This is a genomic window from Amycolatopsis keratiniphila subsp. keratiniphila, assembly GCF_001620365.2.
Lineage (GTDB): Bacteria > Actinomycetota > Actinomycetes > Mycobacteriales > Pseudonocardiaceae > Amycolatopsis > Amycolatopsis keratiniphila.
The window spans coordinates 363,860-388,162 of the sequence record NZ_LQMT02000005.1 but is presented as its reverse complement, the minus strand read 5'-3'; the positions used below and the strand labels follow the sequence as shown (position 1 = coordinate 388,162).

Below are 24,303 nucleotides of genomic sequence, written 5' to 3'. Positions count from 1 at the left end.
CGTGTGTCGTCCGTCTGATCACGTGTGTCGTCCATCCAGTCACGCAAGACCGCCAGTAGGTATCCAGGACAGGGTCGGCTCTGACCCGAATCGCCACTCACGACCCGGTGCGGGGGGCCGGTGGTGAGTGGCTCCCCGGCGCGGGCGAGCCACTCACCACCGCGCGGTCACTTGCCCAGCAGCGGCACGTCACTCTTTCCGAGGTGGTAGTCGCGAACCGCGTGCACGAGTTCGTCGACGGTCAGCTTCCCGTTTCCGTTCACGTCGATGGCCTGGAACGCCGGGCCCACGGCCGAAGCTTCGACACCGATGGCTTTCAACCACTTCGCGAACTCCCGCTGGTCGACCTCGCCATCGCCGTCGGTGTCGCACAGGCCGACGATCGCGGAAATGGTCGGGCGGACCACCCTGGCGAATCCCGCGTCGCCTTCCTGGAAGATCTGCGCTTCGATCACCTGGGTGAACTGCTGCTCGTTCAGCGAGCCGTTCGGGCCGACGCCCGCCTTGTCCGCCAGGAACTCGAACATCGTCACGAACGAGTCCTGCACCGCGCGCGCCTGTGGCGAGGTCTGGTCCTCACCGAACGCACTGATGATCCGCTTGGCCTCGGCCTCGAAGTCGGACTTCTCGATCCTGCCGTTGCCGTTGACGTCCCACTTCTCGAAACGCTTCTTGAGCCGGTCGTTCTTGATCGCCGTGGTCATTCGTGCACTCTCCTTTTCGCGAAAGATCGGAAGAATTGCGGTACGCGTGCCTGCCCTGCTCTCGACCAGGCAGAACGTTCAGAGCCGGACGACCTCCTTCCCGGGAACCCGTCCCGTCACGTCGAACAGCAACCTGGCCGTCGAGGCCAGGCGGCCGTGGTCGTAGGCGCGATGCGCCACCAGCAGGACGGCGACATCCGCGGTGCGCAACGTCGCGTCGAGATCGGCCACCGGCGGCCCCAGTTCGGGGACGGTCTCCGCCACCGGATCGTGGTAGGACAGGTCCGCCCCGAGCCCTCGCAACCGAAGAGCGATCCGGATCGCGGCGGACTCGCGAGTATCCGGCACGTCCGCCTTGTACGACACACCGAGCAGCAGAACTTTCGCGCCACGTAACGGCTTTCCGTGTTCGGCGAGCAGCCGGGTGACGCGTTCGACCACGTGCTCCGGCATCCGGTCGTCCACGAGCCGGGCGGCGTGCACCACGCCGAGCAGGGCACCTTCCCGCTCGGCCTTGTCCAGCAGGTACTTGGGGTCGACCGGGATGCAGTGCCCGCCGACACCCGGCCCCGGCGCGAACGGTGTGAAGCCGAACGGTTTGGTCGCCGCGCAGTGCATCACGTCCCAGACATCGACGCCGATCCGGTCGCAGAAGATGGCGATCTCGTTGACCAGCGCGATGTTCACGTACCGGTAGGTGTTCTCCAGCAGCTTGGCCATCTCCGCTTCCCTGGTGCCGCGCGCGATCACCACCGTGTCGACGAAACGCTCGTAGAACTCCGCACAACGTTTCGCGCAGGACGGGGTGTGCCCGCTGATCACCTTCGGCGTGTTCCTGATGCCGAACCGCGTGTTCCCGGGGTCGACCCGCTCGGGCGAATAGGCGAGCGAGAAATCGGTTCCCGCCGTCAGACCGTGCTTTTCCAGGATCGGCCGGACGATCTCGTCGGTGGTGCCCGGAAAGCTCGTCGACTCGACGATCACCAGCATGCCCGGCGCCAGACGTTCGGAGACCGTCTCCACCGCGCGGCGCACGGCGGCCAGATCCGGTCCGCCCGCCGTGGTCAACCCGGTCGGCACGCACAGCACGATCGTCTCCGCGCCACCGAGGACTTCGGGGTCGGTCGTCACCGTGAAGCCGTTCGCGCGCATGGCCCGTAACCGGCTCGCGGACACGTCGGGCACATGTGGCCTGCCCGCGGCGATCTCGGCGGCCACCAGGGGCGAAGTGTCGTATCCGATCACCGACAACCCCGCCCCGGCGACGGCTTCCGCCAGCGGTAGCCCGACGTAGCCGACTCCCACCACGACAACGTCGATGGACACGTGAACCTTCTCGATCAACGGTTGACCGAGAAGGAGCCGCTGCCCGGTGTGACATGGGAGCCGAACCCCTGGCCGACCACCATGCCCGGTGTCAGGCAGAGCGGATCCGCGTGGACGACCACTTCCGACGAACTCAGGTTGAGCAGAACGTGTGCGGCGACAGGAAGTTTGTTACAACCTTCGGGATTCCGGTAGTTGTCCAGGCGCTGGAATTCGGTTGAAAAGACCACCACCTCGCCCGCCGCCGCCAGAGCAGGCGGACTCGGCACGATCAGCAGTGCTCCCACGGATGCCGCGCTCAACACCGCGGCGACAAGACGGTTCATCGCATGCCTCCCACATCCAAGATCACGACTTCTCTCCGCACGCTAACAGTCACTCCGTGTCAAACTTTTGCTCACGGCGGATCTTCACGCGCGCAGGTTGCGGCCGCTCGGACAGGGTCATCCGGATGGTGGCGTCAAGCGCTCCCTGTGTGATGTTCGAGAACGGGCGGTTCACATGAAGGAGTGGCGCGGATGGTCGTCAGGACGAACCGGGACTACTCCGCTTCTCGCACGTTGAGGGGGTATGTCGAACGTGATGCGTTGCGAAAGCCACTTTCGCAACGTTGAAGGTTGGGAAAGTGGCTTTCGCGACGTCTGCGGCCTTATCCCTCAAGAGAATCCGGCGACCTCGGCCGAAGTCGGCAGCGAAGGATGCGCTCCGTGCCGTGTCACCACGACCGCGGCCACTTTCGCCGCGAAACCGCAAGCCGCCACCACATCCGCGGTCGTCGGCTCACCGGGGATTTCCGCGAGCCGGGCGGCGAGTGCTCCGACGAACGAATCCCCCGCGGCGGTGGTGTCCACCGCCCGTACCGCGACGGCCGGGACATGCGTGGACGACGACGCGTCGAGGACGGCACAGCCCGCGGCCCCCAGCGTCACGATCACCCACCGGCATCCCACGGCGGACAGTTCGGCACCCCCGCGCCGCAAACCGTTGCCGTCGAACGGATCCTGACCGGTGAGCTGCCGGAACTCGATTTCGTTCGCCACCACCACATCGCTGAGCGGCAGCAGTTTTTCGGCCGCCTCCCCGGCGGGAGCGGTGTTGAGCACGGTCAGCGCGCCACGGGAGCGAGCGGCCGCGAAAGCGCGTTCCGTCGCTTCGGCGGCCGCCTCCAGCTGGCCCGCGACCACCCGAAGCCCAGGCAGTCCGCTGATCGCCGCTTCGGCCGCGGCCGCCGGGATGTCGGCGTTCGCCCCGGACACCACGACGATCGAGTTGACGCCCTCCGCGTCGACGGTGATCGCCGCGCGGCCGGTGGGCAGCGCGGATCTACGCACGTTGGTCACGTCGGCGCCCTCGGCGAGCAGGGCTTCGAGGTATTCGTCGCCGTCCTCGTCCTGGCCGACGCAGCCGATCACGGCCACTTCCGCGCCGAGCCGGGCGGCGGCGACCGCTTGGTTGCCGCCCTTCCCGCCCAGCTCCCGGCTCGTCGAAAACCCCATCAGGGTCTCCCCCGGCTCCGGGATGCGCGGCGCGTGGACGATGTGATCGACGTTGAGCGACGCGACCACCGCAATCGCGCGGCTCATGCGGTCAGCCACCGGGCCGGGACGTCTCGCATCAGCCGGGCCACGGCCTCGGCGGGCACGCCTTCGGCTTCGAGCAGATCGGCGAAGATCGTCGGCACGAACACGAGCCCGTTCCCGCCGTTGTGCGTCCACATCTGCTTGAGGAACAGGTCGTGCGACAGCATGATCTGGTCGCCGAAGCCCTCGTGCACCCACCTCGCCACGGCGCGTGCGGTCTGGGAGACCGTCGGGGCGACCCCTTCGCCGGGAAACGAGATGTCGAGGCCGATCATGTCGAACTCCAGCAGCACGCCGCGTTCGAGAAGCTCACGCTGGTAGCCCGGGTCCTCACCGGACGGATCGCTGTGCGCGAGCGCGACTTTGCCCGGCAGCGCACCGCATTCCTCCAGCACGAGGTCGAGCACCTCGTGCCCGCGGCGCTGCCAGCCCGGCATGTGGATGTTCAGCCCCACGGAGGGCCGCTCCGCCTGCGCGAGTGCCGCGGCCCGCAAGGAGGCCCGCTCCCCGTCGGTGAAGAACGGCGAGACACCGACCTCGCCGATGACACCGGCCCGGATCCCCGTCTCGCCGACACCCTCGTCCAGTTCGGCGAGGATGCGCTCGGTCTGCGCGTCGACGGTGACCGCGGTGATGCGCTCCCCCTCGAACTTCTCCAGGTACGCACCGGTGCCCATGACGACGGTGACCCCGGTGGCCTCGGCCACCGCCGCCAGGGCGAGCGGATCCCGGCCGATCGCGGCGCTGCCCGTCGCGTCGACCAGCGTGCCGCCGCCCGCCGCGGCGAAGGCGGTCACCTCGCGCACGACGCTCGCCCGGTCCTTCGCCGCCACGTTGTCGGCGCAACAGTAGGGATCCTGGCGGAGCAGGAACTGCCACCCCGGCCCCACTTCCGCCTCGGCGAGCGGCCGCGTGGAGGCGTACGAGGGTTCGGCGACCGCGGAGGACAGATCGTTGAAGAGGTGCTCGTGCGGCAGCACCAGCCCGAGGTCCGCCGCGGCGACCGGGCCGAGAACACCGCGCACCTCAGCCACGGCGCACCTCGGCGGGCTGGGCGAGGACCGCCGGTTCGGCCGTGTGCCGGGACGGGATCATCGCGATCGCCGCGGCCGCCAGTGCCACGACCGCACCGATGACGGTGACCAGGTGCAGGCTGGACCCCGCCGCGGGGGCGACGAGTTCGAGCAGCAGCGACCCGATGAGCTGACCGGCCGTGGAAGCCAGCCCCAGCAACAGAAGTCCCAGCCCGCGCACCAGCAAGGCCATCAACGCGATCGACATCAGGCCGAGCGGCCCGCCGAAGTACATCCACCAGGTGCCCGGCAACGTGAAGTGGGCGCCCGAAACCGCCATCCGCACCACGTACACGAGCCCGAGCGCCACGAAGCCGATGAGGAAGTTCCAGGTGATGGAAACGAACATCGAGCCGGACAGCAGGCCGACCTCGGAGTTGCCCGCGGGCTGCCAGCCGGCGAGCAGGCCACCGACGAACGGCATGATCGCCAGCGCGATCATGTGCGGTGCCGACCAGTTCGGGGAGACCACCAGCACCGTGGCGCAGATGGCCAGGATCGCCCCGGCCACGCGCGGCGCGCTCATCGCCTGCTTGAACGGGACGCCGATGCCGAGGCGGTCGCACACCACACCGGAGATGACCATGCCGGAGATCAGCGACGTCTGGAAGATCGCCACCCCGAGGAAGCCCACCGTGACCCCCTCGGAGAGCACGATCACCGCGCCGCACAGGCCGGCGAAGAAGTTCCACCGCGGGATCTCCCCGCGCATCAGCTGACCGGGCAGCCGGAAGAACGCGTCGCGCGTCCGGGTGCGTGCCAGCACGAGGATCAGCATCAGCACCAGGCCGGTGCCGAAGGACACCAGCGCGGCGGCGTGCCCGTCGGCGAGCGCGGTGCCGAGGTGTCCGTTGACGAGCGACTGCAAGGGGCCGAGCATTCCGGCGAAGACGGTCGCGATCGTCAGGACGACGACCGAAGCCGCGCGGCCGGTGGGTGACGTACTCATCGAATCCTCCTTGATCCCGAGTGCGCGCGGCTCAGTTTTCGCGTCCGGCGAGCCAGCTCATCGCCTGCGCGAAGAGCTTGCCGTAGCCGTTCCAGGCCATGAACTCCTCCGGAGCCCAGTGCGGGGAGATGTCCGAGGTGAACGCGAGGGTCCGGCCGCGGCCGACCTGGCGCGCGGCCAGCATGACGTCGCCTTCGACGGTGGCGAGCAGCTCCGCGTCCGGCTTCAGCGTGGTGTGCTGGTAGCCCAGCAGGATCGGCCACTCCTGGTCGAGGCCGGAGACCACCGGGTGCCCTGGCCGCACGACCTGGGCACGCACGCCCTCCGGCGTCTCGACGCGGTCGTCGTACGGGTCGATGTCGACCGGGAGGATCTCCTCGATCGGCGTCCGGTGGTAGTTGGCCTTGCCCTCGAAACCCTGGAAGCTCAGGTAGCCGCCTGCCATCATCAGGCCGCCGCCGTTCGTGACCCATTCGCGCAGCAGCTTGAGCCGGTTCGGCGTCGGACGGCCGCGGGTGAACGTGTCCGGGTGCAGCAGCAGCGTGTTGGCGCCGATGTCGGAGAGCAGGACGACGTCGTAGGCGTCGAGCTCTTCCAGCGTCTGCGGGAACTTCTCGGCCACGTCGTGCGAACGCAGATGAGTCACCTCGACCCCTTCCGCCGCCAGCGCCGCCAGCAGCCGCTCGCACCCGATCTCCACCTGGGTGTGCGCGAACGGGTCGTATCCCTTGTGATCGATGGTCGCACTGACCCACGACTCCCCGGCTAGCAGGACCTTGACCATCGACGACTCCTTCGAGCTAAAAGCCTTAGCGTATGTTGCGCAACATAGCGCAACGGCGCCAATATAAGATGCGGTCGCAGTCGCCGTCAACGCTCAACGGGGAGGAGCCGGATGTCGCTGGCGAAGGTGGCCCGAGAGGCCGGAGTGGCCGTGTCGACGGTGTCGAGGTACGTCAAGGGGGAGCTCAACGTCGCCTCCGAGACGGCCCGGCGCATCGACGCCGCGCTGTCGGCCGAAGGGCATCCGCCCGTGCGGAAACAGGTGACCGGCCTCAGCCTCGGCCTGGTGGTCCCGTCGCTGGACAACCCGTACTTCTCCACGCTGGCGGACGCCGTGGTCGACGCCGCCGCGACGGACGGCGTCGACGTGCTCACCGCGCTCACCGGCTCTTCGCCGTCACGGGAGCGCGCCGCCGTCGAGCGCCTGATGCGCGTGCAGGACGTGGGCGGGCTGATCTACCTGGGAATGAACACCACCAACGAAGCCTTCACCAGCCGCCTGGCAGGCGATTTCCCGGTGGTCTTCCTCGACGAGTACGTCGAAGCGGCCGGACCGCGGATCGCGCACGTCACCGCGAACAGCTTCGGCGGCGCCTACCAGGCGACCACCCACCTGCTCTCCCAGGGCCACCGGCGGATCGCCCACGTCGGCGGACCGGCCGGGCTGCGCACGGCCGACCAGCGCGAGGCGGGCTACCGGGCCGCGCTGAAGTCGCACGGGATCGCGGCGGACGAAGCGATGATCGTGCGCGGCGCCTTCAGCTCGGCGTTCGGCATGAACTTCTTCGCGCATATGGCGCGGACCGGCGCGACGCCGACAGCCGTGTTCACCGCCAGCGACATCGCCGCGGTCGGCCTGCTCGAAGCGGCCCGCCGCGCCGGGATCTCGGTGCCGGGAGACCTTTCGGTGATCGGCTGCGACGGGATCACCCTCGGCGAGTGGACGTCGCCGCGGCTGACCACCGTCGCGCAGCCGACGGAACAGATGGCCCGCAAGGCGGTCGACGAGATCACCCGTCTCGCGGCCGGCCGCGAACCCGCCGACCACGTGCTCTCCATGCGGCTCGTCGTCCGCGAATCGACCCAGGAGTACCCCGCATGACCGACGAAACCCTCGCGCTGCTGCGCGGTCTGGTGTGCCAGGACACCACCTCCGGCGACAGCGCCGCGCAGGCCGCCGCGCAGGAACTGGCCGTCTCCTACGCCACCGCCGCTCCAGGCGTCCGCGTGCTGCGACGCTCCACCGCCGGGCGCCCCTGGGTGCTGGTCGGCACCGAACCCGGCGACGGACCGTTGTTCGTGTGCCATATCGACACCGTCCCCGTCGGCTCCCCCGCGCTGTGGGACCGCGCCCCCTTCTCCGCGGACGTCGACGAGGAGTTCCTGCACGGCCGCGGCAGCGTCGACATGAAGGGCGGGCTGGTCGCCGCACTCTCCGCGTTGCGCAACGCCGCGGAAGCCGGTGCGCCGGCGCAGGTCCTCATCACCAGCGACGAAGAGATCGGCTGCCGGGGCGCGGCCGAGGCGTCGGCCTCGCTGGAGCTGACGCCGCGGATCGTCGTGGTGCCGGAGGCGACCCGGAACCGCGTCTCGCTCGGGCACCGCGGAGCCACCTGGCTGCGGCTCGCCGCGCAAGGGAAGGCGGCCCACGGCTCCACGCCCCGGCTCGGCCGCAACGCGATCCGGTTGCTCGCCGACCGGGCCCTCGGGGCGCTCGATTCCCTGCCGTTGGCGGCCGACGACTACCTGGGCGAGGAAACCGTCAACGTCGGCACCTTCGAGGGCGGGACCGCGACGAACATCGTGCCCGCGTCGGCGGTTCTGACCCTGGATGTGCGCACTGTGGACGGTGGAGCGCCGGTGATCGGCTGGGCTTCCTCGCTCGATCCGGCCATCACCGCGGAGGTGGATCTCGACCTGCCCGCCGTCCGGACGCCGCGTCTGCCGGAGTTGCTCTCCGGCCAGACTCCCGCACCCGCGGCCACTTACTTCACGGACGCCTCGGCTTTGGCTGGGTCCGTCGGCGGCGCGCCGATCGTGATCTGGGGCCCGGGCGATCCCGGCGAGATGCACGCGGCGAACGAAAAGCTGGAACTGGAATCGTGGCGGCAGGCTTCGCGCGACTATCTCGAACTGGTCTTGGCCGCCGCGCGCTGAGCGGTTCCCGACCGCGTCGGCGCGCAGGGTTGCGAAAGCCACTTTCGCAACGTTGAAGGTTGCGAAAGTGGCTTTCGCAACCTCCCGGCAGCGGCCGAGCGTGCTCAGCCCAGCTTGAGCCACCCCAACGCCAGCGCGACGACGAACCCGCTCGCCAAGACCACGATCACGCCGATGAGGACCAGCCACGCGACCGGCATCGCCTTGGACGGCATCGGTTGCGGATGCGAGAGTCCGGACGTCTGTGCCGAGTCGGGCGGCGTGTCGCCCGGCGTGACACCGCCTCCCGGTTCGCGGCGGGTCTTCTCGGGTTCCGGGTCGGGCGGCTGGGCTGTCATCGCCGGTGCTCCTTCGGTCGGTCTTCCCCCTCGGATACCCGAACGACGGCGACGAAACCCTTTCAGCCGAGCTGAGGAACGTCGTTCGGGAATCCGATGGGCAGCTGGTACATCCCGCGGGCGGTGCGGCCACCTCCGAGCCAGCCGTGGAAGTGGATGTGTCCGTCCACGACGTCCGCGCCGCCCGGCGCGTCGACCTTGCCGCCGAGCAGATCGGTGGACAGGAACGGCGTGCCCGCTTTGACGAACGGCCCGCTCAGCGAGAGCGCGGTGGCATATCCGGTGTGGTAGCCGGAACTCTGGAAGGTGTCGGCCGAGTAGAACAGCACGTACCGGCTCGGCGTCTTCACCACCGACGGCGCCTCGACGACGGCGTTCTCCGACGCGAGGTCGGCGCGCAGGAGCTCGATCCGCGGGCCGTCCGGTGTCCGTCCGTCGGCGCGCAGTTTCTGGGACCAGATCGCGGCCGGGGGCCCGACCGCCGCGCCGTCGCTCTTGTAGAGCAAGTAGCGCGTGCCGTCCGAGTCCACGAAGGTCTGCGGGTCGATGTCGCCGCCGTCGCCGGGGACACAGATCAGCGGACCGTCCCCGGCAGGCGTGTACGGCCCTTCGACCTTCGCGGCGGTCGCGACGCCGATGCACATCTCCCCGCCGGGAGCCACCGCCGCGGAGAAGTAGAGCACGAACGTACCGTCGGAAAGCCTGGTCACGTCGGGAGCCCAGAAGCCGCCGTCGGGTTTCGCCCACTTCGGTACGGCCGCGAGGGCGTCGCCGCCCACCCGCCACGGACCTTCCGCCGCCGGAGCGTGCGCGTAGGGCACTTTCACCGCACCGGTGCTCGTGGAGAAGGCGAAGTAGCCGGAGTCGGTCTTGACGATGTCGGGATCCGGGAAGTCCTGTCCGATGAGCAGCTGCGGCGTGCCGATCGCGAAGGCGGGCGGCGAGGAGATGAGGGTCAGGGCCACGGCGAGGGTCACGAGGCGGCGCAGGAACTTCATGACCGATTCTGTGGACGGGACGACGCGATCGGCAGCGTCACCCGGGCCTTGCCACCGGGAAGCGTGGATTTGGTCGTTCACCCGGTCCTGCGGGATTCAACCGCGCTTCTCCGGGTAGTCACGCTGTCTTGTGGTGCCGGACCACGGCGACCGGGCACGGCGCGTGGTGGACCATGGCGCGGCTGACCGAGCCCAGCAGTGCACGGCGTAGCGGCCCGCGTCCGTGACTGCCGACGACGAGCAACGCGGCGCCCTCGGCCTGCTCCGCCAGCGCGTGAGCGGGCCGGTCGACCGCGATCACGCGCTGGACGGGGACGTCCGGATACCGTTCCCGATATCCGGCCAGTGCTTCGTCGAGCACGGGCTTTCCGCGCTCCTCGATGAGCTCCCTGTCGTGCTCGGTGGGAGTCACCGCCATCGCTTCGAGCGGGAGATCGGACCAGACGTGCATGGCCACCAGCGCGCGGTCGTGCCGGTCGGCGAAGTCGTAGGCGAACCCGATGGCCTCTTTGCTGGTCTCGGATCCGTCGACGCCGACCACGACCTTCCGGTCGCCGTCCACCGCCGGTTCGTCGCCGGCACGCACGACCACGATGGGCCGGTGGTAGCCGTGCAGGAGTTCGTTGGCCGTCGAGCCGACCAGGAGCCTGGGCAGCGCGGTGAGCCCCGACGACCCGATCACCAGCAGATCCGCGTCCTCCGCGGCACGGGCCAGCTCGTCGGGCGCGCGGCCGGACAACAGCCGCGTCGAAACGGTCAGCTCCGGCCACGCCCGGCGGCATTCCCGCGCGATGTCGCCGAGCATGGCCTCGGCGTGCCGTTGCGCTGTTTCCTGGCCTGCTTCGAGGAACCCCGGTCGCGGCCAGGCCCCGCCACCCGGGAGCGCTTCGGGCACGGGCGGGAACCCGACGACATGGGCGATGACCAGTCCGTGGCCGCGGGCAGCGGCTTCCTCCGCCGCCCAGCGCACGGCCTTCCGCGCTTCTTCGGAGCCGTCATAGCCTGCGACGACGGCTCCCTTGTCCATCGGAACGGTCATGGTGTCACTCCCCAACCGCGCGGGCCTTGACACCTTGTGGGCTACCACGCCGGGCGGTCACCGAAACCTCGGATCGCCCCCTCGTCAGGTGAGTGCCGCGATCAGCCCGATCACCAGCGCCGTCCGTTCCGGGATGTGCTTCACGAGGATGTGTTCGTCGCGTGCGTGCGCTCCGCCTCCGACGGCACCGAGGCCGTCGAGCACCGGGCGGCCCAGCGCGGATACGAAGTTGCCGTCGCTCGCCCCTCCCACCGCGGTCTCCTCCAGCTCCCAGCCCGCTTCGGCGGCCACCTTCCGCGCGGTCGCGAACAGCGCCCGGGACGGGTCGTTCGGGGTCATCGGCGGCCGGTTCCACTCCCCTTCGACCGAGATGGTCACGCGGGGATCGGCGGCTTCCAGCCCGGCGAACACCTTGTCGATCCGGTCCATTTCGGACGGTTCGGCGACCCGGACGTCGACGCCGCAGCCGGCGCCGCCCGCGGTGACGTTCCGGCCGGTGCCGCCGGAGATGGTGCCGACGTTGACCGTGGTCCCGAGTTCACGCGAGCCCGCGGCCGCCACCTGCCCGACGATCCCGGCGAGGGCGTGGATCGCGCTCGCTCCCGCATACGGGTCCAGGCCGGCGTGCGCCTCGACACCGGTGGCGGTCACGTCGAACAGGCCGACCCCCTTGCGCGCGGTCTTCAGCTTGCCGTCCAGCGACGCCTCGAAGACGAGGGTGGCCAGCGCGCCGTCACTGGCCGCTTCGATGTACGGGCGTGAGTGGGGGCTGCCGATCTCCTCGTCGCCGTTGAAGAGGAACCTGACCGACGGATGCGGCAGGCCGAGTTCGCGGAGTCCGCGCAGGGCCCAGACCGATTGCACCAGGCCGAGTTTCATGTCGAACGCGCCCGGACCGGTGACGCGGCCGTCCTCGTCGGTGTACGGCCACCCGGCGAGCGTGCCCGTCGGCCAGACGGTGTCGTAGTGGCTCAGCAGCAGAACCGTGCCCGGCGCCGTCCCCTCATAGCCCAGTTCGAGCACGTCGCCCCGGACCGTGTCGGTGTGCCGGGCCTCGGTATCGGGTGCGCCGAGCCGGTCGAAGACCCACGCCCGGATGGTGTCGAGGCCTTTGTCCAGCATCGGCTTGTCGTAGCTGTGCGTCTCCAGCTCGACGATGCTCCGCAGATCGTCGAGCATGGCGGGCAGTGCCTGCCGGGACCAATCCGTGTGTGACAAGAGAATCCCTTCCTAGCGAACGGGGGCACCGGGGCCGAGCGGGATGCCGAACACCCAGAACACGAAGAACAGCAACGTCCACACCACGAGCAGGGCGAACGAGAGCGGGACCGTCATCGAGAACAGCGTGCCGATCCCCGCCGAGCGCCGGTAGCGCTGCAGGAAACCCAGCGCCATCACGAAATACGGGCTCATCGGGGTGATCGCGTTCGTGCACGAGTCCGCGATGCGGTACAGCGCCTGCGTCGTCTCCGGCGGGATGTCCAGCAGCATCAGCATCGGCACGAACACCGGGCCGATCAGCGCCCACTGGGCGGAACCGCTGGTGACGATCAGGTTCACCAGGGTCACCACGACGAGGATGCCCAGCATGATGACCGGCCCGGAGACCCCGGCGGATTTGAGCAGACCGGCGCCGTTGATCGCGGTGATCTCACCGATTCCGGTCCATTTGAAGTAGGCGAGGAACTGGGAAATGGCGAAGAACAGCACCAGGATCGGCGCCATCTCGCGGAAACCGTGCGCCATGAACCCTGGGATGTCACGGCTGCTGGTCACCGTCCCGGCGACCTTGCCGTAGGCCCAGCCCGCGGCCAGGAAGCCGAGCGCGAGGAAGATCGAGATGGAGGTCAGCAACGGGGACTCGATGATGCTTCCGCCCTTGCCGCGCAACGGCGACGACGCGGGCAGCACCGCCAGCACCAGGGCGACCACGAAGACGGCCAGCGCGATCAGCGCGGCGAGCAGGCCCCGTCGTTCCTCACGGCTGAGCTTCAGCGAACCGAGATCGTCCTCCTCGGCGTCGGCGTCGACGGGCATCTCCTCGGCCCGCCGCGCGAGGACCTTCTCGGTCACGAGCGTGATCACGGCGGCCAGCACGACCGACGAGGCGAGCGAGAAGAAGTAGTTGGCCAGCGGGGTGACCGAATAGGCCGGATCGATCGTCTGCGCCGCCGCCGTGGTCAGCCCGGAGAGGATGGCATCGGTCGGCGTGATCAGCGGGCTCGCGTCGTATCCGGCGGAGATGGACACGAACGCGACCACGATACCCAGGATCGGGCTCCGCCCCACCGCACGGAAAGCCAAGGCCCCCAACGGGATCAGCACCACATAGGCCGCGTCGGACGCGACGTGGGAGACCATTCCGGTGAACGCCAGCGCGAAGGTCACCCACCGCGGCGAAACCTTCGAAACACCGGAGCGGAGCACGGCCGCCAGCAGACCGGACCGCTCGGCGACCGCCACGCCGAGCATCACCACGAGGATCGTGCCGAGCGGCGGGAACGACGTGTAGCTCTTGACCGCGTCGGTCACCATCATCCGCACGCCGTCGGCGGACAACAGGTTCTTCGCCTCGACCGTCTTGCCCGTCGCCGGGTTCACCGCCGACACCCCGGCCGCACTGAGCCCCCAGCTGGCCAGTGCCAGCACTCCGCTCAGGATGACGAACAGCCAGAACGGATGCGGCAGCTTGTTGCCGAGCCGCTCGACGCCGTCGAGCGCGCGCAGCAGGAGATTCATCGGACGTGAGGTTGTTCTGGCCTGGCTGGAACTCACCGGCGCGGCTCCTTCCTGATCGGAGGCTCATTACAAACTCAAGCGACCGAATAGTGCAACTCGATTCGAATTCTGCACGAATCAGTCAGGTGAGATCTCCATATGACTGATACATTCAGCAGATGCTGACCGAACCCGACCTCGACCTGATCGCGGCACTCCAGATCGCCCCGCGCGCCTCGGTCGCCACACTCGCCGAAGCGCTCGACGTCTCCGCGAGCACGGTGGGACGGCGGCTGATCCGGCTCGAGGAACAGCGGATTCTCCGGGTGATCGGCCAGGTCGAGTGGACGGCGAGGGCTCGCGGGAACCCGCGGCACGTCTGGGTCACGACCGAACCGGGCGCGTCCGGGTCGGCGGCGAAGGCGCTCGCGCGGTTTCCCGAGGTCCAGCTCGCGGCGGAGACGGCGGGCCGGTCGGACGTCTACCTCGCCGTGCACGTGCCGGACCGGGCCGAGGCGCGCGAACTGCTCGCCGAGCGCATCCCCGGCGTGCCCGGCGTGGCGGGAACCCATTCGGAGCTGGTGTTGCGGGCGCCGACCAGGGCCGACTCCTGGCGACTGCACCGGCTCAGCGAAGACCAGCAAAGGATCTTGTCCCGCGAACAGATCGTCCCGGACGGCTTCGACGCCGACGAAGTGGGCCCGGACGAGCGACGGCTCATCGCGCTGCTGGCCGGGAACGGGCGGATCACCGCGGCCGAAGCGGGCCGGAGCCTCGGCCTCAGCCAGTCCACCGCCTACCGGCTGATCCAGTCGACGTTGCGGCGCGGCCTCGTCCGGCCCCGCGTCGAGGTGGAACCCGCGCAGCTCGGCTACGAACTGGAAGCGGTCATCGCGCTGACCATCACCCCGGGCGCCATCCAGGCCGTGGCCGGGGAACTGGCGCGGCATCCGTCGGCGCGGTACGTGTCGATCGTCGCCGGCACCGCTTCGGTCATCCATCAGGGCGTCTTCCGGAACGAGGACGAAATGGCCGACTTCCTCACCAGGGATCTCGCGCCGTTACCCGGGATCACCGCACTGCAGGTCTCCGTGGTGCTGCGCATGCTGCGCCGGTATTGGCTGTACCGGGAAGACGGCCGATTCGCCCCGGACCACACCTGAGACCAGCGGCCCGCCGATCGGCCGAAGCCCGGCCAACGAACCTTTCCCCACGGAGTCGCGGGGCCATCGCCGTCTGCGGCCACGGAGGATGCCGGTTCTTCACCTTGGGTGAAATGGCGGACGTCGTGGTGGAATTCGAGCTCTGGGCGACAGAACCCGCCCTGCCCACGTCTCCTCACGGAGATCGTTTCGAAGGATCGTTCACGGTGGACACCGGGCGCGTCGTCCTCGGCTCCGTCACCGGCTCGCCGTCGGACGTCGTCATCGAACTCCCTGTCCCCGGCCCTTTCCGGCTACGCGCCTTCCGTGCCGGCACTCCTACGGTGAACGCCGACTTCCCGGATCTCGACCATCGACACGAGCGATGGCTGATCCAGACCTGGCCGTCCAGCACGGAGAGCGTCGGCGACCGCCGGCCGGTCCGGTGATGACGCGGGCCACGCGACATCGTCGATGGCGAGCCACGGCGCCACGGCCACGGCCGAGGGCGTGTTCCCGGTGAACGCCTTGACCTCACGGTTCAGGTGGGATTGGTCGGCGTAGCCGCACTCGGCGGCGACGCCCGCGGCGGCGTGACCAGCGGCGAGGAGGTGGGCGGCGTTGTCGAACCGCACCAGCCGGATGGCGCGTTTGGGGCTGATTCCGAGCTGCGACCGGAAGCGGGACCACAGGCGCTTGCGGTCCCAGCCGACCTCGTCCGCCAGGCTGTCGACCTGTATCCGCCCTCGGCTCGTGAGCGTCCGCCGCCAGCTGTGGGCGACTTCCGGTTCGACCGGCGTGCGGACGCGTATCCGCCGGCCCACGGCCTCGGCCGCGATCCCGAACCGTTCGTCCCATGACGCGGTGGCCCGTAACCGGTCTTCGAGCCGCCCGGCGTCGCGGCCCCAGACGTCCGCCAGGGGCGCCATCGTCCCGTTGAGATCGGGTGACGCGTCGAGCACCGCGGCCGCCACGTCCGGTTCCAGCCGGATCTGGAGACATTCGCCCACGCGGCCGCCCGCCCGTAGCTCGCCGGGCATGAGCCCGATGACGACACTGCCCCGCTCGCGACGGCCGCGGCTCTCGGAGACGATGCCTTCACCCTCGCTCAGGTCGATGAGCACGGTGACCATGGGATGCGCGACCATGGCGATGTCCACGGGGGCGGGGAAACGCTGGCGGAACCCGGCCATGCTGACGCCCGGCAGCCGGTTCGACCGGCGCGGAACCGCGATGTCCACCGCTTCCCAGTCCGGCGGTGTTCCAGTCGGCAGCACACGACCAGTCTAGTGATCGGGGACCGTGGGCGGGGTGTTCGCCGTCCGCTCCCGCGACGTCCAGCTCAGCAACAGCTCGCTGATCGCCTCAGGCGCCTCGAACATCGGAAGGTGTCCGACGCCGGGCAGCATTTCGATCCGGGCGCCGGGCACTGCCTCGTACCGGCGCGCCGACGACGGGTCCCAGCGAGGGTCGGCACCACCGAAGACCGCCAGCACCGGAACGCCGAGGCCGGCGAGCCGCTCGGGCACGCCGCGCTCGGCGATGTACTCGGTGTTGCGGCGCAAGATCGTCCTGAACGTGCCATAGGAGATGTGTTTGAGATCGGCGACCGCCTCGTCGGGTACCTCCACCGGGCGAGCGGCCGTCGCCCCGATTCCCTTGCGAATCAAGGCATCCGAACGTCTCGGCCAGATCAGCGGGCCGAACGGCGGGCTCAGCAGGATGCGGAGGATCAACGGCTGGGGCAGCAGCGCGCTCGGATGCGGGCCGCAGCTGATCAGCGCGACCGAGCGCACCAGGCCGGGGCGCTGTTCCGCGAGGGCCGTGGCGACGTAGCCGCCGCTGGAGTGCCCGACGACGGCGACGTCGCCGAGGCCTAGTTCGTCGAGTACCGCCGCCACCCGGCTCGCCTGGGCGGGCACGTCGTAAGGCGGTGAAGGCGGGGATTGGCCACAGCCCGGGAGATCGACCCGGATGACGTGATGGTGGCAGGCCAAGGCCGGGACCACCGGGCTCCACAAGGCACCCGACGCCCCCGATCCGTGGATGAGCAACAGCGGCGGCGCCTCCCGTGGACCGTCGCGCACCACGTGTATCCGCTGCGAATGCTCGACACCGTTCTCACTCATACGAGGATGGTGCACGGTCGCGTGCCACCGGTCTTGGACGAATGTCGTCGAATGGCCGCAGTGGCTCCTGCCTATCATCACGATGAGCCTGCCCAAGGCGCATCTACCCGGTAAGGGTGCGTCCTGCCCGTCGCATGGTGGGGGTGGCGGCCCGTTCGAGCCGGGCCAGGTCCGGGAAACCCACGCCTCGACGGGAGGTGTCGGGGTTTCCACATCACCGACACCGTGATCGCGGATAGCGTGGGGCCATGCTGATCGAACATCGAGGACGACGCCCCGTGGTTCCCGAATCGGCGTACGTCGCGCCGTCCGCGGTGCTGAGCGGCGCGGTGGTTCTCGGCGAGCGCGCCCGGGTCCTGCACGGTGCCGTGCTCTCCGCGGAAGACGGGGAAATACGCGTCGGGTCGGACGTCGTCATCATGGAGCACGCGCTGATCCGCGGCCGCGCCCGGCATCCCGTGACCGTCGGCGACGCCGTGCTGATCGGTCCGCACTCCCACGTCAACGGCGCCACCATCGAGGATGAGGTGTTCGTGGCGACCGGCGCGTCGCTGTTCCCCGGCTCGGTCGCCGGCACCGGCGCCGAGCTGCGGATCAACAGCGTGCTGCACGTCGCTTCCCGGCTGGAACCAGGCGCGGTGCTCCCCATCGGCTGGATCGCCGCCGGGAACCCGGCCACGCTCTTCTCCCCGGACCGGCACGACGAACTCTGGGAACTCCAACGCACCTTGGAATTCCCGGAGGTCGTGTACGGCGTCCCGCGAGAGACCACGATGCGCGAGATCATGTCGCGACAAGCCCGGTTCTACGGCGCGCACCAGGACGACCGGATTCTCGAAGATCCCCCGGCGCGTTGAGCCGGATCACCAGTCGAGGGTGACCATCAGGTCGCCCCGGTCCTCCACCTTCCCGGACGCGCGGAGCAGCGGAACCCCGAGCCCGGCGAGCCGGACGAGGCTGCCGCGCTTCACCCCGTGCGGTATACGGACCTTTCTGGTGCCGTCGAACGTGTCCAGGTCGATGATCCCGCCCTTCCGCGCGATCGCGACCGGGATCCTGGTCGTGCAGTGCAAATCCGTGTCACGCCGTTCGAACCGGTCGTCGGGCAGTTGGTTGATCTCGACATAGAGATCACCGGCAGGTCCGCCACCAAGCCCGACTTCACCCTGCTCGGACAGCCGGATGCGCATACCGGTCGCCACCCCAGGCGGGATCTTGACCGTCAGCCCCCTCCGCATGCGGACCCGGCCGTCGCCGGCACAGACCTGACAGGGATCGTGGATCAGCGTCCCGAATCCGTCGCAGGTCCCGCAGTCCTCCCCGTCCCGGAGGCCGTCCCCGCCGCATCCGGCACACCGCTCGACGACGGAATCCGCGGCGGTGCCGAGCCCCAGACATTCTTCGCACGTCACCGGGGTCTCGACCTGCACCGTATCGACGGCGCCCAGAACCGCGTCCCGCAGCGGGACGTCGACCATGATCAACACGTCCTGTCCGCGGCGAGCACGGCGCTGCGGGCGGGTCCGGGATTTCGGCGCCCGCTCCGGCTGCAGCGAAATCGCGCGATTCGCCAGATACACGCGGTGCACCAGTTCCGATGACCATTGCGGTGTCTGCTTGGCCCCCGATTCCCGCAGGCGCTCGTAGACATGCTCGTACAGCTCGTCCACCGCCACCCTGCCATCGCCGTCGCGATCCGCTTCCCCGGTACGCAGACCGTGGACGATGGCCTCGGTGAACCGTGAAGGCTCCGGATCCAGCTCCCGGAGCCGGCTCCCCTCCCACGCGTACTCCGTGCGGCCGGTGGCCATCAACACCGCGCGTCCGTAGCCGGACAGCTGTTCTTTCGCGTCGACTCCGGCGGTCGCCTTCATCCCCGGTACGAACGCCCCGCTGAAACAGCAGTCGAGCAACAACACGATCGACTTCGCGCGGCACCGGCCCATCTGGGCGTGCAGGAACTCCGCCGGGACCGACGTGGACGCGAGCAGATCCGGATCCGTGTCCGCACAAGCGAAGTACAGGAGGCCGTCGTCGTCTTTCACGCCGTGGCAAGAGATGTGCAGGACCAGCAGATCGTCGGTGCCGCGGTTGCGGAAGAACCTCTCGATGGCGCGCATCGCCTGATGGGCCGGCGCGTCGACGACCTGCCGGGTCTCGAACCAGCCGATCGCGGGATCGGCCAGCACGCCGGCGAGCTCGACGACGTCCGCGGCAGGCGAGCGCAGCCCGGCGAGCCGCCCGTTGCTGTACGTGCCGGTGGCGATCAGAAGCGCGTCGCGGACGCCCATGTCGTCAGTCCGCTTCCAGCTCCAGCGTTTTCGTGAAGGCTTCGATCGCGCGCGCCTGCTGTTCGGCGTTCCCTCCGGTCAGCTCCAGCTTGTGGTCACCGACCTCGATCACCACGCGCCGGTCCTTGTCACGGGTCACCCAGGTCCGCAACACCTGGCAGACCCCGGTGACCAGCGCGGTCAGCACCGCGGAGCCACCCAGGCTGACGACCATCGCCCCGATGTCGGTTCCGGCGCCCTTCGCGCCGTCGGGTGCGACGACCTCGGGCAGGCGGACGTCCTGGACGTCCAGCTCCAGCAAGGCCCTCCGGAGCCTGCGCGTCTCCGCGTCCAGCTCCTCGTCCCCCGACACCCGCACCAGCAACGTCGTCATGCGCCCCCCTCGTCCGGTTATCCGTGCAGGGTAGTCGCCGGCGTTCTCTCGCGGGCTTCGTCAGCCGATGCTCTCGACGACGGCCTCGGCGACCGCCTTCATCGTCGTCCGGCGGTCCATCGCGGTGCGCTGTATCCACCGGAACGCGTCCGGCTCGGTGAGCCCCTGGCGGCTCATCAACAGCCCCTTGGCACGGTCGATGACCTTGCGCGTCTCGAGCCGGTCCGTCAGGCCCGCGACCTCGGATTCCAGCGCCTGCAGCTCGGCGAACCGGCTCACGGCCAGCTCGATGGCGGGCACCAGGTCGCGTTTGGCGAACGGCTTGACCAGATACGCCATCGTGCCCGCGTCCCTGGCCCGCTCGACGAGGTCGCGCTGGCTGAACGCGGTCAGGATGACGACCGGCGCGATCCGGTCGCCGGTGATCTTGGAAGCGGCCTCGATACCATCGAGCTTCGGCATCTTGACGTCGAGGATCACCAGGTCGGGCTTCAACTCGGTGGCCAGGTTGATGGCCTGCTCGCCGTCCCCGGCCTCACCGACCACCTCGTAGCCCTCTTCGCGGAGCATCTCGACGAGGTCCAGACGGATGAGGGCCTCGTCTTCGGCCACGAGCACCCGCCGCTGGGGTGCGGCGACGGCACCATTGGCCTCGGCAGCCTGCTCGGTCACCGGGGTCCTCCTGAAGGTCGTCGGGCAGTTCGGCTCGCGGTCCGTCCGCGAACCTGAAGCCTACCGGGAACGATCCAGACGGCTAGATGGCGTTCACCACGTCAGACGGTCGTCACACTCCCGGGCCCGGCGGAAGGAGCACTCCCGTGATCCCGTAAAGTTCACCGGGCACCGCCCCCGTAGCCCAACTGGCAGAGGCAACGGATTCAAAACCCGTCCAGTGTGAGTTCGAATCTCACCGGGGGCACCAACAACTACCCCACGAGCAGATCCCGCCCGCTGGGCTGGGACTTCTTGGGGATTCATGGGCTCGGTGATCCTCTCCGCCGCCTGAGCGATCTCGGGCAGCTGGTCTGCTGGGAGCTTGATCGTCATTGTCGCATGTTCGCCGTCGTCGTGGATCACGATCGCGAGCTGGACGGCCTCGAAGAGCGCCTTCAGGTATCGCTCCGGCGCCGCGGCCAGATGCATCGCCAGGTGAGGCAGCGCGTCGATCAAGGACAGCTCATCACTGGTGACGCGCCGCCCTTTATCCGCCTCATCCGTTTCATCCAGTTCCGCGATCTTCACTCGGAGGCGCTTCTCCTCGGCGGCCAGTTCGTTGTAACTGCCTCGTAAAGCCATCGTGAACGGGTCATCCGGATCCCCCTGCTGTGCCTGTTTGAGGATCGACGCCTGCTGTTTGGCGATCTCGGCGAGCCTTCGCAAGGCCCGCTGACGTCCGGAGTCCCGCTCGGATTCCGCACGATCGTCGGTACCGGCCAGGTCTGCCTCCAGGATCGACCTTCGGTCCGGTCCGAAGACTCGCTCGGCGAAGAATTTCGCGACGGCCTCGAGCAAGGCGTCCTCACGCAGGTAGAGGGCCTTTTCGTGCTCGATGAACCGATCAGAACGGCCGCGGTTGTTGTTGCTGGGCCTGCAGAGATAGTACGGCCGTCCATGACGTGACTCACCGACCATCCGCCGCCCACAGGAGTGGAACAGGTGCCCGCGGAACCGGTAGGTCTTCTTGACAGCTGGGTTCGTATTCGGGATCTCCGCATCGCGAGAACCCTGCTTCCCCTTCCAACCGGCGCTGATCGCGTCGTACATCCACTTCGGAATCAGCGGCTCGTGTGCGGGAGCCGGCGACCAAACCCACTTGATGGGGTCGTTGACCTTCCCTCGGCGGGATCGGGTCGCTCGCCGGTTGAAGACCTGGTAGCCCGTGTACTTGGGGTTCCGCAGTATGCCGTAGACGCTGGAGCGGCTCCACGCTCCGCGAGCCCGCCGCCCTCCAGGAGGTACGGGAGGCGGATACTTGACGAGATCCTCGTTGAGCCGGTCCGCGATCGTGTCACAGCCGACTCCTTCGTAATACCGCCACAGCGCCATCTGCGTGACCGTCTCGCCGCGCAAACCATCGGGCTCGAGCCGTGTCTTCGTGTAGCCCTTGGCCGCCTTGACCGGATTCGGGTGTTTGAAGACCTTCGCCTTGTAGCCATGACTCGGCTTACCGATGTTCCAGCCTTCTCGAACATGGGTGCACAGACCGCCCCAAGATTGTTCGAGCGTGTTCAGGACCTCGTACTCGGCCACGGACTGATTGATCCGGCGTTGCAGAATCCGCTGCGCACGACTCCCGGACACCGTGATGGGCTCGTTCGAAGCGAACAGCGGCACATCGTTCCGCTCAAGCTCACGCTCGACCGACAACCCCTCAAAGGCCCGACGAGCGACCCGCGCGATGTTCTCGCAGATCACCACATCGAACCTGCGCTTCGGATCAGCCGACTCGGCCAGCAGATCGGCGATGCCACCGTCGCGCGCGATCGGGATGTCGAACCTGTCGTAATTCTCGCCCTTGCCTCGGGCCGCGAGATCCATACGTCCAGACTCGACGTCGTAGAAGTGGGCGACGATCACCCAGGACTCAGGGATGGCGGCCTTCGAGTTGCCGAGCTGCCGCACGATGGACTGTCGGGGATCCTGCTGGTCCTCCGTAGATGTCCTCGCCAAGAACGCCACACGGACTTCATCGCGCAAGAGGGCAGTCGGCATGCCGAGCGGGGACACCGCGTAGTCCGACAGTCCCGACGGACCGGACACCGGGATCTGCGCCTCTCGGCCCGGCAGTTCCAGGCCAAGATTGGCGACAGTCAACTCGTCAGGCGAGATCATGGGTTCTCATGGTCCTCTTCGGATTCGCTAGATACGTTTTCGCGGGCCCACCTCAAGAGATCGGTTACGGCCGACGCCAATCGTATTCGAATCTGCTCGGCTTCGAAGCCATGAGCCCACTCGACGTGGCCGGAAAATCTGCGGGCGTTACCACGTCGACCTGGCTGATCATAGCACCAATCCGGCCGCCCTACCTCAGGAAGCGGTGTCGCCGGTTCATTGTCGCGACCTTGCCCCATCGCCCCTCCGAGACCATGGCCCGGCGCTCGATGCAACAGTGAGACCTGCCGTGGAGCAGGTCTCGAGAGGTCTCGCATCGAGTCTCGCCAGAATGACATGTCTCCGCAGACATGCACCTCGATGAGCAGAACAATGCACAAGAGGGTCCTGATTCACCAAAGAGGCAGCGAGAAACACGCGCAGACTCCGGCAATTCATTCAGGCGAACCGAGAACTCCTCCAGGAAACTTGGGGCCATAAGGCCTCTCAATGGAGCCGAATCAAGCAGAACGTCGCAACATCACGCGGACTGAGCCCGAACGAGACTTGCGTGAACGATGACGAGACTGCCACCTTTTCGCAGAGCATCGCGGGAAACGCCTCCGAAGGACACCCAGCTCCACCAATGCATTCACCCGGCGGCCGCACATCAGCTCAGAGCGACCATCCCGTCGACGAGACCGATCGCGACCTTGTCTCGCCCGGCTGCCACCAACGGGAGACCTGTCCACGTACTTGGTCGCAGTCACAACCAGCAACGCTTCCCACCAGAAGAACCTCCTGCGGAAGCCACTCGATGCGCGTGCGAGCCAGTTTGACTGTACGCAACCCGATCGAGTGAAAGTCACCTTGCCCCAGGCTCAGGCAAGCATCCGGACAAGGAAGAGCGAAGTGCGGCTGCGAGTCAGACGACGATTTCTCGCCACCCGAAAGCCGCCACTAGCTCCGCCTAGACCTGCAGTCGCCTTACCGCGCTCCTGCTCGCTGATCCGAAATCTCTCGCAGCGTGGGTTCGTATCGAGGACGCGGTACGGACAACAACCACGCGTCCTCCCAGCCTTCTGAGCTGCGGCTTTCCGCCACACTGAGGATCAACCGCCTCCGCCGAGACCGTGGTCGAGCCGCGTCATGAACAGTGTCCGCCAAGACCTCGCCCTCTGGATTCAATGCGGCTGTACGGCCCTGGTTGCCCTCGGCGCGACCTACGCTTCGTACGTCCACGGCCGCCAGTTCGCCGTCCGTTTCGGCGCCGACACGACGACCGCCTCCATCTGGCCTCTCATCGTCGATGGCCTCCTCACCACTGCAACCGTCGAACTCTGGAAGCCGAGCCGCGACAACTCCAGCCGGTGGCAAGCCTGGTCCGCTTTCCTATTCGGCATCTCCCTGTCGCTCTGCGCGAACATCGCTTCGGCACCCGTGACGAGCGCCTTCGGCATCGCCGTCGCCGCTTGCCCACCACTTGCCCTGCTGCTGGCCGTCGAACTCCTAAACCGCGCCCTCAAACGCCACCGCACCAACACGTCCGAGCCGTCCACCAACGCCTCACTCGAACAGAAGGCCGCTCCCCCGCTCACAACCCACGTTGCCGAGGCTTCACCCACACCTACTTCCGCACCTGAACTGAACGCTGAACAGCGCATGTGGAACTACTACATATCCGAACAGCAACGTGGACGAACACCGTCCGGCGCCGACCTCGATCGCGTAGCCGGAACCCACAACTACGGCCGCCGCATCCTCCGGAAATGGAGAGTGGAAGGCACAGACCACTCGCTGGCTTCAGGCGGCAAGAGTGGAGCCTGCACGGCACGAAGCCACCCATCTGACATGAAGCCTTCTCCGACCGGTAACTCCTACCCGACCTAAGG

General features: G+C 68.3%; 24 protein-coding genes, 1 tRNA gene and 1 pseudogene. 8 read left to right on the top strand and 18 right to left on the bottom strand.

Going from position 1 to position 24,303, the window contains the following annotated elements:
• Window positions 1–167: 167 nt before the first annotated feature.
• The 7 genes from AVR91_RS03850 to AVR91_RS03820 all read right to left on the bottom strand — a co-directional run bounded on the left by AVR91_RS03850 (window position 168) and on the right by AVR91_RS03820 (window position 6,416).
• The gene (locus AVR91_RS03850; RefSeq protein WP_063276320.1) at window positions 168–704 is read right to left on the bottom strand and encodes an EF-hand domain-containing protein; all 537 of its coding nucleotides are present in this window, start codon (window positions 702–704) and stop codon (window positions 168–170) included.
• Between the two features lie 78 nt (window positions 705–782).
• The gene (locus tag AVR91_RS03845) at window positions 783–2,030 is read right to left on the bottom strand and encodes a nucleotide sugar dehydrogenase (protein ID WP_063276319.1); all 1,248 of its coding nucleotides are present in this window, start codon (window positions 2,028–2,030) and stop codon (window positions 783–785) included.
• 14 nt (window positions 2,031–2,044) lie between these two features.
• Window positions 2,045–2,356 carry a hypothetical protein gene (locus AVR91_RS03840; RefSeq protein ID WP_063276318.1) on the bottom strand — a complete coding sequence of 104 codons (312 nt, stop codon included), beginning with the start codon at window positions 2,354–2,356 and terminating at the stop codon, window positions 2,045–2,047.
• Between the two features lie 330 nt (window positions 2,357–2,686).
• Complete coding sequence (locus AVR91_RS03835; protein WP_170064536.1) at window positions 2,687–3,613, bottom strand: ribokinase; 927 nt, start codon at window positions 3,611–3,613, stop codon at window positions 2,687–2,689.
• The gene (locus AVR91_RS03830; protein WP_143253862.1) at window positions 3,610–4,644 is read right to left on the bottom strand and encodes a phosphotriesterase family protein; all 1,035 of its coding nucleotides are present in this window, start codon (window positions 4,642–4,644) and stop codon (window positions 3,610–3,612) included. Before AVR91_RS03830 ends, AVR91_RS03835 begins: the two co-directional genes overlap by 4 nt.
• Window positions 4,637–5,632 (bottom strand): DMT family transporter, encoded by a 996-nt coding sequence (locus AVR91_RS03825; RefSeq protein ID WP_063276316.1) that lies wholly within the window; start codon window positions 5,630–5,632, stop codon window positions 4,637–4,639. The genes AVR91_RS03830 and AVR91_RS03825 overlap by 8 nt, the downstream gene beginning before the upstream one ends.
• 31 nt (window positions 5,633–5,663) lie before the next feature.
• Window positions 5,664–6,416, bottom strand: a complete 753-nt coding sequence (locus AVR91_RS03820) for a glutamine amidotransferase (protein ID WP_063276315.1) — start codon at window positions 6,414–6,416, stop codon at window positions 5,664–5,666.
• Window positions 6,417–6,527: 111 nt separating this feature from the next.
• Between AVR91_RS03820 and AVR91_RS03815 the strand changes: the two genes are divergently transcribed.
• Both AVR91_RS03815 and AVR91_RS03810 read left to right on the top strand, forming a co-directional pair.
• Window positions 6,528–7,517 (top strand): LacI family DNA-binding transcriptional regulator, encoded by a 990-nt coding sequence (locus tag AVR91_RS03815; protein ID WP_063276314.1) that lies wholly within the window; start codon window positions 6,528–6,530, stop codon window positions 7,515–7,517.
• A complete protein-coding gene (locus AVR91_RS03810) occupies window positions 7,514–8,572 on the top strand; it encodes a M20 family metallopeptidase (RefSeq protein WP_063276313.1) in 1,059 nt (352 codons plus the stop codon). Before AVR91_RS03815 ends, AVR91_RS03810 begins: the two co-directional genes overlap by 4 nt.
• Window positions 8,573–8,676: 104 nt before the next feature.
• Here AVR91_RS03810 and AVR91_RS03805 read toward each other — a convergent pair whose 3' ends face one another.
• The 5 genes from AVR91_RS03805 to AVR91_RS03785 form a co-directional block, all read right to left on the bottom strand.
• Window positions 8,677–8,910, bottom strand: a complete 234-nt coding sequence (locus AVR91_RS03805) for a DUF6480 family protein (RefSeq protein ID WP_063276312.1) — start codon at window positions 8,908–8,910, stop codon at window positions 8,677–8,679.
• A 62-nt stretch (window positions 8,911–8,972) separates the two neighbouring features.
• Complete coding sequence (locus AVR91_RS03800) at window positions 8,973–9,908, bottom strand: glycoside hydrolase family 43 protein (RefSeq protein ID WP_063276311.1); 936 nt, start codon at window positions 9,906–9,908, stop codon at window positions 8,973–8,975.
• Between the two features lie 118 nt (window positions 9,909–10,026).
• Window positions 10,027–10,947, bottom strand: coding sequence for a universal stress protein (locus tag AVR91_RS03795; protein ID WP_063823199.1), 921 nt, complete (start codon window positions 10,945–10,947; stop codon window positions 10,027–10,029).
• A gap of 84 nt (window positions 10,948–11,031) precedes the next feature.
• The gene (locus tag AVR91_RS03790; RefSeq protein ID WP_063276310.1) at window positions 11,032–12,126 is read right to left on the bottom strand and encodes a M20 family metallopeptidase; all 1,095 of its coding nucleotides are present in this window, start codon (window positions 12,124–12,126) and stop codon (window positions 11,032–11,034) included.
• 51 nt (window positions 12,127–12,177) lie between these two features.
• A complete protein-coding gene (locus AVR91_RS03785) occupies window positions 12,178–13,686 on the bottom strand; it encodes an AbgT family transporter (protein WP_063276309.1) in 1,509 nt (502 codons plus the stop codon).
• 158 nt (window positions 13,687–13,844) lie between these two features.
• Here AVR91_RS03785 and AVR91_RS03780 point away from each other — a divergent pair, with 158 nt between their 5' ends.
• Complete coding sequence (locus tag AVR91_RS03780) at window positions 13,845–14,828, top strand: Lrp/AsnC family transcriptional regulator (protein ID WP_063276308.1); 984 nt, start codon at window positions 13,845–13,847, stop codon at window positions 14,826–14,828.
• Window positions 14,829–15,121: 293 nt separating this feature from the next.
• Here AVR91_RS03780 and AVR91_RS03770 read toward each other — a convergent pair whose 3' ends face one another.
• Window positions 15,122–16,084, bottom strand: coding sequence for a helix-turn-helix domain-containing protein (locus AVR91_RS03770; protein ID WP_228709113.1), 963 nt, complete (start codon window positions 16,082–16,084; stop codon window positions 15,122–15,124).
• A gap of 9 nt (window positions 16,085–16,093) precedes the next feature.
• Window positions 16,094–16,936, bottom strand: a complete 843-nt coding sequence (locus tag AVR91_RS03765) for an alpha/beta fold hydrolase (RefSeq protein ID WP_063276307.1) — start codon at window positions 16,934–16,936, stop codon at window positions 16,094–16,096.
• Window positions 16,937–17,184: 248 nt separating this feature from the next.
• Between AVR91_RS03765 and AVR91_RS03760 the strand changes: the two genes are divergently transcribed.
• Window positions 17,185–17,793 (top strand): gamma carbonic anhydrase family protein, encoded by a 609-nt coding sequence (locus tag AVR91_RS03760; RefSeq protein WP_063276306.1) that lies wholly within the window; start codon window positions 17,185–17,187, stop codon window positions 17,791–17,793.
• Between the two features lie 6 nt (window positions 17,794–17,799).
• Here AVR91_RS03760 and AVR91_RS03755 read toward each other — a convergent pair whose 3' ends face one another.
• Genes AVR91_RS03755 through AVR91_RS03745 form a run of 3 tightly spaced genes read right to left on the bottom strand, consistent with a single transcriptional unit; the run spans window position 17,800 to window position 20,272 of the window.
• Window positions 17,800–19,227 carry a caspase, EACC1-associated type gene (locus AVR91_RS03755; protein WP_063276305.1) on the bottom strand — a complete coding sequence of 476 codons (1,428 nt, stop codon included), beginning with the start codon at window positions 19,225–19,227 and terminating at the stop codon, window positions 17,800–17,802.
• Between the two features lie 4 nt (window positions 19,228–19,231).
• Entirely contained in the window at window positions 19,232–19,600 is a 369-nt protein-coding gene (locus AVR91_RS03750) for a hypothetical protein (RefSeq protein ID WP_063276304.1), read from the bottom strand.
• A gap of 60 nt (window positions 19,601–19,660) precedes the next feature.
• Complete coding sequence (locus tag AVR91_RS03745) at window positions 19,661–20,272, bottom strand: ANTAR domain-containing response regulator (RefSeq protein ID WP_005157321.1); 612 nt, start codon at window positions 20,270–20,272, stop codon at window positions 19,661–19,663.
• A gap of 173 nt (window positions 20,273–20,445) precedes the next feature.
• On the opposite strand from AVR91_RS03745, the gene AVR91_RS03740 reads away from it, so the two are divergent.
• Together AVR91_RS03740 and AVR91_RS43100 are read left to right on the top strand one after the other, a co-directional pair.
• Window positions 20,446–20,522: transfer RNA gene (locus AVR91_RS03740), tRNA-Leu, on the top strand.
• Window positions 20,495–20,890, top strand: a complete 396-nt coding sequence (locus AVR91_RS43100) for a hypothetical protein (protein ID WP_158077381.1) — start codon at window positions 20,495–20,497, stop codon at window positions 20,888–20,890. Before AVR91_RS03740 ends, AVR91_RS43100 begins: the two co-directional genes overlap by 28 nt.
• 468 nt (window positions 20,891–21,358) lie before the next feature.
• On the opposite strand, the pseudogene AVR91_RS44480 reads toward AVR91_RS43100, so the two are convergent.
• Window positions 21,359–21,646 (bottom strand): annotated as a pseudogene (locus tag AVR91_RS44480) (recombinase family protein); the annotation flags it as partial.
• Window positions 21,647–21,790: 144 nt separating this feature from the next.
• On the opposite strand from AVR91_RS44480, the gene AVR91_RS43650 reads away from it, so the two are divergent.
• Together AVR91_RS43650 and AVR91_RS03720 are read left to right on the top strand one after the other, a co-directional pair.
• On the top strand, window positions 21,791–22,546 hold the full coding sequence (locus AVR91_RS43650; protein ID WP_228709112.1) for a hypothetical protein: 756 nt from the start codon (window positions 21,791–21,793) through the stop codon (window positions 22,544–22,546).
• A 1,014-nt stretch (window positions 22,547–23,560) separates the two neighbouring features.
• Window positions 23,561–24,301, top strand: a complete 741-nt coding sequence (locus AVR91_RS03720) for a DUF2637 domain-containing protein (RefSeq protein WP_076857244.1) — start codon at window positions 23,561–23,563, stop codon at window positions 24,299–24,301.
• Window positions 24,302–24,303 lie beyond the last annotated feature (2 nt).

What these genes read in the sequence shown, in the direction of transcription:
- AVR91_RS03850 (WP_063276320.1), bottom strand. Translation starts at nt 704, where the DNA reads ATGACCACGGCGATCAAGAACGACCGGCTCAAGAAGCGTTTCGAGAAG.
- AVR91_RS03840 (WP_063276318.1), bottom strand. Translation starts at nt 2,356, where the DNA reads ATGAACCGTCTTGTCGCCGCGGTGTTGAGCGCGGCATCCGTGGGAGCA.
- AVR91_RS03835 (WP_170064536.1), bottom strand. Translation starts at nt 3,613, where the DNA reads ATGAGCCGCGCGATTGCGGTGGTCGCGTCGCTCAACGTCGATCACATC.
- AVR91_RS03825 (WP_063276316.1), bottom strand. Translation starts at nt 5,632, where the DNA reads ATGAGTACGTCACCCACCGGCCGCGCGGCTTCGGTCGTCGTCCTGACG.
- AVR91_RS03820 (WP_063276315.1), bottom strand. Translation starts at nt 6,416, where the DNA reads ATGGTCAAGGTCCTGCTAGCCGGGGAGTCGTGGGTCAGTGCGACCATC.
- AVR91_RS03815 (WP_063276314.1), top strand. Translation starts at nt 6,528, where the DNA reads ATGTCGCTGGCGAAGGTGGCCCGAGAGGCCGGAGTGGCCGTGTCGACG.
- AVR91_RS03810 (WP_063276313.1), top strand. Translation starts at nt 7,514, where the DNA reads ATGACCGACGAAACCCTCGCGCTGCTGCGCGGTCTGGTGTGCCAGGAC.
- AVR91_RS03805 (WP_063276312.1), bottom strand. Translation starts at nt 8,910, where the DNA reads ATGACAGCCCAGCCGCCCGACCCGGAACCCGAGAAGACCCGCCGCGAA.
- AVR91_RS03800 (WP_063276311.1), bottom strand. Translation starts at nt 9,908, where the DNA reads ATGAAGTTCCTGCGCCGCCTCGTGACCCTCGCCGTGGCCCTGACCCTC.
- AVR91_RS03795 (WP_063823199.1), bottom strand. Translation starts at nt 10,947, where the DNA reads ATGACCGTTCCGATGGACAAGGGAGCCGTCGTCGCAGGCTATGACGGC.
- AVR91_RS03790 (WP_063276310.1), bottom strand. Translation starts at nt 12,126, where the DNA reads ATGCTCGACGATCTGCGGAGCATCGTCGAGCTGGAGACGCACAGCTAC.
- AVR91_RS03785 (WP_063276309.1), bottom strand. Translation starts at nt 13,686, where the DNA reads ATGAATCTCCTGCTGCGCGCGCTCGACGGCGTCGAGCGGCTCGGCAAC.
- AVR91_RS03780 (WP_063276308.1), top strand. Translation starts at nt 13,845, where the DNA reads ATGCTGACCGAACCCGACCTCGACCTGATCGCGGCACTCCAGATCGCC.
- AVR91_RS03765 (WP_063276307.1), bottom strand. Translation starts at nt 16,936, where the DNA reads ATGAGTGAGAACGGTGTCGAGCATTCGCAGCGGATACACGTGGTGCGC.
- AVR91_RS03760 (WP_063276306.1), top strand. Translation starts at nt 17,185, where the DNA reads ATGCTGATCGAACATCGAGGACGACGCCCCGTGGTTCCCGAATCGGCG.
- AVR91_RS03755 (WP_063276305.1), bottom strand. Translation starts at nt 19,227, where the DNA reads ATGGGCGTCCGCGACGCGCTTCTGATCGCCACCGGCACGTACAGCAAC.
- AVR91_RS03750 (WP_063276304.1), bottom strand. Translation starts at nt 19,600, where the DNA reads ATGACGACGTTGCTGGTGCGGGTGTCGGGGGACGAGGAGCTGGACGCG.
- AVR91_RS43650 (WP_228709112.1), top strand. Translation starts at nt 21,791, where the DNA reads ATGGGTGCACAGACCGCCCCAAGATTGTTCGAGCGTGTTCAGGACCTC.
- AVR91_RS03720 (WP_076857244.1), top strand. Translation starts at nt 23,561, where the DNA reads ATGAACAGTGTCCGCCAAGACCTCGCCCTCTGGATTCAATGCGGCTGT.